The organism is Novosphingobium organovorum (genome assembly GCF_022832435.1).
Lineage (GTDB): Bacteria > Pseudomonadota > Alphaproteobacteria > Sphingomonadales > Sphingomonadaceae > Novosphingobium > Novosphingobium organovorum.
In genome coordinates this window covers 22888-31129 of the sequence record NZ_JALHLF010000046.1, presented here as the reverse complement: position 1 = coordinate 31129, position 8242 = coordinate 22888, and the positions used below count along the sequence as shown (strand labels likewise).

The following is an 8242-nucleotide window of genomic DNA, read 5'->3' as shown; positions in this document are numbered from 1 at the left end:
CACCGACTCGGTGCCGAGCCCCAATCACCCCATCTGATCCCAAAGGCGCCGCCCGGCGGCTTCGGGGGGCGACACCGGCATGATGAAGCGCCTGGCAGCCTTGTCCGGGGCGCCCTTGCGCTACGGCGATGCCAGGGCGTAAACGCATGGCGCGTTGGCGGCTTTCCCGTTCGTCATGCGCGAAAGTGCGCGGCGCGCCTTGCCCATCGTGGCCCTTCAACCAGCGAAATCCCCCGGCCCTTTGCGCGAAAAGGCCGTCCCGGCTCAATCCAGCCGGGTTTCGCTCAGCTCGGCGACCAGATCGTAGGCATCGCCGCGGTAATACGAATAGGTAACCTCGACGATGCGCCCGTCGGCGAGAAAGGCCCGCCGTTCGATCAGCAGGCACGGATCGCCCACCTTCACGCCCAGCAGATCGGCGTGCTCCTGCCCGAAGCTGATGGCGCGCACCCGCTGGAGGGCGCGCACCGGCCGGTTGCCCATGGTGTCGAGCGCGGCGTAGAGCGAATCTCCGACATCCTCGATCGAACGCAGCGCCCAGCCGGCGACCACCGCACGCTCGATCGCCATCGTCTCGCCATCGCCGTAGCGGATGCGCTGGAGGTGGAACACACGGCTGCCGGGCGACAGACCCAGGGTCATCGCCTCATCGGTGCTTACTGTCGCCTCGACCTTCTCGATCCAGCGGCTTTCCGACCGGCGCCCGCGCGCCGCCATGTCTTCCGAGAACGAGGACAGCGCGGTGATGCTCTTCTCGACCCGGCCCGCCTCGGCCAGATCGGCCTTGTCCGCGCGCACGAATGTCCCGGCTCCCTGGCGGCGCTCGAGGATGCCATCACCGACAAGGCCGTCGATCGCCTTGCGGATCGTGACGCGCGAAAGGCCGTACTGGTCGCACAAGTCGCGCTCGCTGGGCAAGGCCGCGCCGGGGGGCAGGCGCCGTCCTTCGATCGCCTTGCGGATGAGGCGTTGAAGCCTGAGATAGCGCGGCCCTGCCTCGTCGCCGCTCAATTCACCAATCAAATCCACGAAGATGGCCTATCTCCTTCACCGGCAAGATCTAGCTGGGCGCCCAATCCCAAACAAGAGGATTTTCATAAGTATCAGATTGGTATCGACGAAAAAAAGGCCAGCCCGATTGCATCCGCCGAGCCCCGCCCCTCCCGCGATGCCCCGAGGCCAGCCCCTTACTGGCCGCACGTCAGCGCAGGCAGCCCGACCAGTTCGCGAAAGGCCCGAGTCGTCGGCGCGGGCTCGCGCGTGTGGATCATCAGCAACTGGCTGGTGAAGGGCACGTCGAGACGGCGGAAGGCCAGCGTGTCGAGATTGAGCCGGACCAGCGACTGCGACAGGATCGCGACGCCAAAGCCCGCCGCGGTCAGGCCGAGCAGCGTCGCCAGGCTTCCCGCCTCCATCGCGACATTGGGCTGGAAGCCCATCCGCTCGCACTCGGCCAGGACGTATTCGTTGAAGCCCGCACCATAGATCGCGCCGTACATGATGAGCGCCTCCCCCTCGAGGTCACCCAGCACCGGGTCCTGTTCGCGCAGCGCCATCGGGTGATCGCGCGGCATGGCCAGCACCACCCCCTCACGCTGGAGGCAGTGCGAAACGAAGCCATCGGGAAGCTGCGGCTTTTCGAGCGTGCGCAGAATACCCACGTCGAGCGTGCCGCGCGCCAATCGCGCCACCTGCTCGTCGCGCGGAAGTTCGTTGAGCTGCAGGTCGACCTTGGGATAGCGCCGGCGAAACGACCACAGCGCGTCCATCACCAGCGGGATGAACGGCACCGAAGTCGAAAACCCCAGCGCCAGGCGCCCCACCTCCCCCTGGTTGGCCAGCCGCACCGCCTGCACCGCAAGGTCGGCCTGGCGCAAGGTGGCCTGCGCCTGGGGCAGGAACTGGCGCCCCGCCTCGGTCAGCCGGACGCGGCGGCTGGTCCGTTCGAACAGCGCGACCCCCAGTTCGGCCTCCAGCGCGCGGATCTGCTGGCTGAGCGGGGGCTGCGAGATGCCCAGTCGCTGCGCCGCGCGGCCGAAGTGATTTTCCTCCGCCACGCAAAGGAAGTATCGCAGATGGCGCAGTTCCATGATTCGCATTCGCTCCTTGAAGGCCCGGCAGGGCTTGACCGGCCGATTGATACACCGAACATATCAATCAAGCGGTTTTATATATTGGACATAAATGCGCAATCTGGGTCATCGGGCGTGACGCACTTTCCCGGTGCGCCATGCCCTCTCACCGGCGGAACGGCGCCAGCGGCCTCTTCGACACCGGATGGGCTGCGCGTTCACCGCCCGACCGGGTCAAGAGACAGAACAAGGACAGGTGGAGAGGCGTAGGACCCAAGCGTTCTTCCGGCCAGGAAGGCGTGCGGGGAACGGAGATTTTGATGATCGGTATTGTTAAGGTTGCCCTGCACCGCCCGTTGACGTTCATCGTCATGGCCATCCTGATCGCGGTGGGCGGCATCCTCGCGGCGATGCGCACCCCTGTCGATATCTTTCCCGACATCAAGATCCCGGTGATCGCGGTGGCCTTCACCTATTCGGGCATGCCCCCCGAAGACATGTCCAACCGCATGATCACCCCGTTCGAGCGCGTCCTGACGACGACCGTCAACGACATCGAACACACCGAAAGCCAGTCCTACCAGGGCATGGGCATCGTCAAGATCTACTTCCAGCCCGGCGTCGACATCCGCACCGCGACCGCGCAGGTCACCTCGATCTCGCAAACGATCCTCAAGCAGATGCCGCCGGGCGTGAACCCGCCGCTGATCCTGAACTACTCGGCCTCCACCGTGCCGATCCTCCAGCTTGCACTGTCGGGCCAGGGCCTGTCCGAACAGCAGCTGTTCGACATCGGCATGAACCAGATCCGCACCCAGCTGGTGACCATTCCCGGCCTCGCCATGCCCTATCCGTCGGGTGGCAAGCAGCGCCAGGTGCAGATCGACCTCAACCCGCAGGCGCTTCAGGCGCGCGGCCTTTCGGCGCAGGACGTGGGCACCGCCATCGCCGCGCAGAACCAGATCAACCCGGCCGGCTTCGTGCGCATCGGCGAAACCGAATACAGCGTGCGGCTCAACAACGCGCCCGGCTCGATCGAAGCGCTCAACGACCTGCCGATCAAGGTCGTCAACGGGGCCACGATCTACATGCGCGACGTTGCCTACGTGCGCGACGGCAGCGCCCAGCAGCAGAACGTCGTCCATGTCGAAGGCGGCCGCTCGGTGCTGCTGACCGTGCTCAAGAACGGCGCGGCCTCGACGCTTGCGGTCGTCAACGGGGTCAAGGCGGCGCTGCCTTCGGTCCAGGCCAGCCTGCCCTCCTCGCTCAAGATCCTGCAGGTCGGCGACCAGTCGATGTTCGTGAAGGGCGCGGTCAGCGGCGTGATCCACGAAGGCGCGATCGCCGCCGCGCTGACCTCGCTGATGATCCTGCTGTTCCTGGGCTCGTGGCGCTCCACGGTGATCATCGCGCTCTCCATCCCACTCGCCATTCTCGCCGCGATCGCCGCGCTCGCGGTGTTCGGCGAGACGATGAACGTGATGACGCTGGGCGGGCTGGCGCTCGCGGTGGGCATTCTGGTCGATGATGCGACAGTGACCATCGAGAACATCAACTGGCACCTCGAACAGGGCAAGGGCGTGATCGAGGCGATCCTCGATGGCGCGGCGCAGATCGTGACCCCGGCCTTCGTCTCGCTGCTGTGCATCTGCATCGTGTTCGTGCCGATGTTCTTCCTGCCGGGCGTCGCGGGCTACCTCTTCGTGCCGATGGCGCTTTCGGTCGTGTTCGCGATGATCGCCTCGTTCATCCTGTCGCGCACGCTTGTCCCCACGCTCGCGATGTACCTGCTCAAGCCGCACACGCCCGAAGGCGAGAATGTCCACAACGCCGGAAGCCCCGCCTCGCGCAATCCCCTGGTGCGCTTCCAGCGCGGTTTCGAGGCGCGCTTCGAGAAAGTGCGCGACGGTTATCTCGGCCTGCTGCGCCGGGCGCTGGTCAACCGCCGCGGGTTCATGATCGGCTTCATGGTGATCGTGGTGGCGTCCTTCGGGCTCGTACCCGTGCTTGGCCAGAACTTCTTCCCGGCGGTCGATTCCGGGCAGATCGCGATGCACGTGCGCCTGCCCGTGGGCACCCGGATCGAAAGTTCGGCCAGCCAGTTCGAGACGATCTCGGCCGAACTGCGCAAGCTGATCCCCGCCGACCAGCTGGAATCGATCACCGACAACATCGGCCTGCCGATCAGCTCGATCAACACCGTCTACAACAACTCGGGCACCATCGGCACGCAGGACGGCGACATCCTGATCGCGCTCAAGGAAGGGCACGAGCCGACCGACACCTTCGTCACCAAGCTGCGCAAGGAACTGCCCGAGCGTTTCCCCGGCGACACCTTCTCCTTCCTGCCCGCCGACATCACCAGCCAGATCCTGAACTTCGGCTCGCCCTCGCCGATCGACGTCCAGGTCTCGGGCAAGGACATCGCCGCCTCGCGCGAATACGCGCACAAGCTGATGGCCAGGATGGGCAAGATCCCCGGCCTTGCCGACCTTCGTATCCAGCAGCCCGCACATTCGCCCGAGCTGGCGGTCAACGTCGACCGCTCGCGCATCGGCCAGTACGGGCTCGACGAGAAGGACGTGACCACCGGCCTTGCCAGCTCGCTCGCCGGCACCAGCCAGACCGCGCCGGTCTACTTCGTCAATCCGGATAACGGTGTGCAGTACCCGGTCGTGGCACAGGCGCCGCAGTACCTGGTCGGTTCGATGAACCAGCTGTCCGACCTGCCGATCTCGGGCGACGGGCGCACCCAGCCGCTTGGCGCGCTGGCCCAGGTCACCCGGTCGAACACGCTGCCGGTCGTCTCGCACTACAACATCGTGCCGGTGATCGACGTCTACGCGACCACGCAGGGGCGCGACCTGGGCGCGGTGGCCGGTGACGTCCAGAGCGCCATCAACAGCCTGAAGGCCGAGCTGCCCAAGGGCACCCACGTCACCATCCGCGGCCAGTACCAGACCATGAACACCGCTTTCGCCGGCCTTGGCTTCGGCCTGCTCGGCGCGATCTTCCTGATCTACCTGCTGATCGTGGTGAACTTCCAGAGCTGGCTCGACCCGTTCGTCATCATCACCGCGCTCCCCGCGGCTCTCGCAGGGATCGTGTGGATGCTGTTCACCACCGGCACCACGCTTTCGGTGCCAGCGCTGACCGGGGCGATCATGTGCATGGGCGTGGCCACCGCCAACTCGATCCTGGTCGTCAGCTTCGCGCGCGAACAGCTGGCCGAGACCGGCGATGCGTTCCAGGCCGCCATGCGCGCCGGGCTCGTCCGCTTCCGCCCGGTGCTGATGACCGCGCTCGCGATGATCATCGGCATGGCGCCCATGGCGCTGGGCCTTGGCGAAGGCGGCGAACAGAACGCCCCGCTCGGCCGCGCGGTCATCGGCGGCCTGATCTGCGCCACCATCGCCACCTTGTTCTTCGTTCCCACCGTCTTCAGCTTCGTCCACCGCAAGCGCGGCGAAGCCTCCGCCCGCCCGGACCAGACCCGCTCCACGGAAATGCAGCCCAGCCATGCTTGAAACCGAAATCCCCGAAACCACCGGCCCCTCCAGCCGCACGCTCAAGCGCGTCGGGATCGGCGCGGCCGTCGTGGCCATCGCGCTCGTTGCCTATGGTGTCACCACGCGCATCCACGCCACCGACGAGCTGGAAAGCGTCGCGCAGAGCGCCGCGATCCCCAAGGTCGCGGTGGTCCTGCCCAGCCAGAGCGCAAGCGGCGGCGACGGCCTCGTGCTGCCCGGCAACGTGCAGGCCTACAATTCGGCCGCGATCTACGCGCGCACCAACGGTTATGTACGCAAGTGGCTGGCGGACATCGGCGATCACGTGAACGCGGGCCAGACGCTCGCGGTGCTCGACGCGCCCGATCTCGACCAGCAGCTGGCGCAGGCCAAGGCCGACTACCAGACCGCGCTCGCCAACCAGAAGCTCGCCGCCAGCACCTCGCGGCGCTGGCAGGCCATGCTCGCGCAGGATGCCGTCTCGCAGCAGGAAGCCGACGAAAAGGCCGGCGACCTCGCCGCCAAGACCGCGCTCACCAACGCCGCGCTCGCCAGTGTGCGTGAGCTTCAGGCCCGGCACGACTTCACCCGCCTCGCCGCGCCCTTCTCGGGCACGGTGACCAGCCGCTCGGCGCAGATCGGCGCGCTGGTCGTCGCGGGCACCGCCACCGCGCAGCCACTCTTCACGGTCTCGGACGTGCACCACATGCGCATCTACGTGCGCGTGCCGCAGGTCTATTCCTCGCAGGTCCACACCGGCATGAAGGCCACGCTCGACGTGCCCGAGTATCCGGGGCGCGATTTCGACGCGACGATGGTACGCAGCGCCAACGCGGTCGATGCCCAGTCGGGTTCGGTGCTGGTCGAACTCCAGGCCGACAATCCCGACGGCGCGCTCAAGCCGGGGGCCTATGCCCATGTCCGCTTCGATGTCGGCAACGGCGGCCTTTCGGGCCTGCGCCTGCCGGGCAGCGCGATCCTCTACGGTGCGAACGGCCCCGCGGTCGCGATCGTCGGCGCCAACGGCACGGTCAAGCTGACCCCGGTCACCATCGCGCGCGACGAAGGCAAGACGGTGCTGCTCTCCACGGGCGTTCGCGCGGGCGACAAGGTGATCGATTCGCCGCCCGATTCGATCGCCAGCGGCGACAAGGTCGATGTCGTTGCCAAGGCCGCCGGAGATGCCAAGAACGCCAAGGGAGGCAAGCCCAATGGCTGACACGCCCCGGCTCGCGCAAGGCGGGCGGTGGACGGGACGGGTAAGGACGGGCACCGCCCTTGCAGCGCTCGGTCTCGCACTGGCCGCCTGCTCGATGGCGCCCGACTACCATACCCCGAAGACCGCCGCGCCCGTGCAGTTCAAGGAAGTGGCGGGCTGGACGCAGGCCACCCCGCGCGACGGCGAAGCGCGCGGCGCCTGGTGGAAAGCCTACCAGGACCCCGTACTCGACGATCTGGAACAACGCGCCGAGAAGGCGAGCCCCACGCTTGCCGCCGCGCTCGCGCGGTATGACGCCGCGCGGGCCAGTGCGCGCGAAAGCAAGGCCGACCTTTACCCGACCGTGGGCGTCGGGGCGAGCACGGCGCGCGACCGCGTTTCGAAGAACCGCCCGCTGTCGAGCGGCAAGGCCGCGACTTACGACGATACGATCGTGGGCGGCACGATCGATTACGAACTCGACCTGTGGGGCCGCATCCGCAACGAAGCCAAGGCCAGCGTCGCCGAGGCCGAGGCCAGCAAGGCCGACCTTGCCTCCGCCCGGCTCAGCCTTCAGGCCTCGGTCGCCGATGCCTATTTCCGCCTGCGCGGGCTCGATGCGCAGGCCCGGCTGCTCACCCAGTCGGTCGACGCCTTCTCGCGCGCCTACGACCTGACGTCCAAACGGCACAAGGGCGGCATCTCCTCGGGGATCGACGTCAACCGCGCGGCGACCGTGCTCAACAACGCCAGGGCGCTGGTCGCGCAGGTCGCCAACCAGCGCGCCGCGACCGAGCATGAACTGGCCGCGCTGACCGGCGCGATCGCCTCGGACTTTTCGGTTTCCGTTGCAACGCCCGACCTGACGCTGCCCGCGCTGCCGGTCGGCACCCCTTCCGAACTGCTCCAGCGCCGCCCGGACATCGCCGCGGCCGAACGCCGCGTGTTCGCCGCGAACGCCCAGATCGGGGTGGCGAAGGCGGCCTACTTCCCCTCGCTCACACTGGGGGCGAGCGGGGGCTGGCGCACCACCAACGGATCGCTGCTGACCACCCCCAACACCTTCTGGGGCCTCGGTCCGGTCTCCGCCCTGCTCACGCTGTTCGACGGCGGCAAGCGCGCGGCACAAGTGCGCCTCTCACGCGCGCAGTACGAGGAAGTGACCGCCAACTACCGCCAGAGCGTGCTCACCGCGTTCCAGCAGGTCGAAGACGCGATCGCCTCGATCCACAACCTTTCGGCGCAGGCCAGCGCGCAGAAGGACGGGGCACAGGCCGCGCAGCGCACCAGCGACATCGCCATGTCGCGCTACCGCGACGGCGCCTCGGACTATCTCGAGGTGGTCACCGCGCAGACCGATGCGCTCAGCGCCGAGCGCGCCTATATCTCGGTCGAAACCCAGCGCATGCAGGCCAGTGTCGCGCTCGTCAAGGCGCTCGGCGGGACGGCCTGAACCGCCCCGC

At 67.5% G+C, this 8242-nt stretch carries 5 protein-coding genes; 3 read left to right on the top strand and 2 right to left on the bottom strand.

Annotated features, from left to right (window positions below; all coding sequences use genetic code 11):
* Positions 1–264: 264 nt before the first annotated feature.
* Together MTR62_RS12265 and MTR62_RS12260 are read right to left on the bottom strand one after the other, a co-directional pair.
* Positions 265–1035, bottom strand: coding sequence for a GntR family transcriptional regulator (locus MTR62_RS12265; protein ID WP_407672677.1), 771 nt, complete (start codon positions 1033–1035; stop codon positions 265–267).
* A gap of 152 nt (positions 1036–1187) precedes the next feature.
* Positions 1188–2090 (bottom strand): LysR substrate-binding domain-containing protein, encoded by a 903-nt coding sequence (locus MTR62_RS12260; RefSeq protein ID WP_244021276.1) that lies wholly within the window; start codon positions 2088–2090, stop codon positions 1188–1190.
* Between the two features lie 302 nt (positions 2091–2392).
* On the opposite strand from MTR62_RS12260, the gene MTR62_RS12255 reads away from it, so the two are divergent.
* The 3 genes from MTR62_RS12255 to MTR62_RS12245 are packed head-to-tail and all read left to right on the top strand — an operon-like array spanning position 2393 to position 8232.
* A complete protein-coding gene (locus MTR62_RS12255) occupies positions 2393–5599 on the top strand; it encodes an efflux RND transporter permease subunit (protein WP_244021275.1) in 3207 nt (1068 codons plus the stop codon).
* Positions 5592–6800 carry an efflux RND transporter periplasmic adaptor subunit gene (locus MTR62_RS12250; protein ID WP_244021273.1) on the top strand — a complete coding sequence of 403 codons (1209 nt, stop codon included), beginning with the start codon at positions 5592–5594 and terminating at the stop codon, positions 6798–6800. Before MTR62_RS12255 ends, MTR62_RS12250 begins: the two co-directional genes overlap by 8 nt.
* Positions 6793–8232 (top strand): efflux transporter outer membrane subunit, encoded by a 1440-nt coding sequence (locus MTR62_RS12245; RefSeq protein ID WP_268739827.1) that lies wholly within the window; start codon positions 6793–6795, stop codon positions 8230–8232. Before MTR62_RS12250 ends, MTR62_RS12245 begins: the two co-directional genes overlap by 8 nt.
* Positions 8233–8242: the final 10 nt, after the last annotated feature.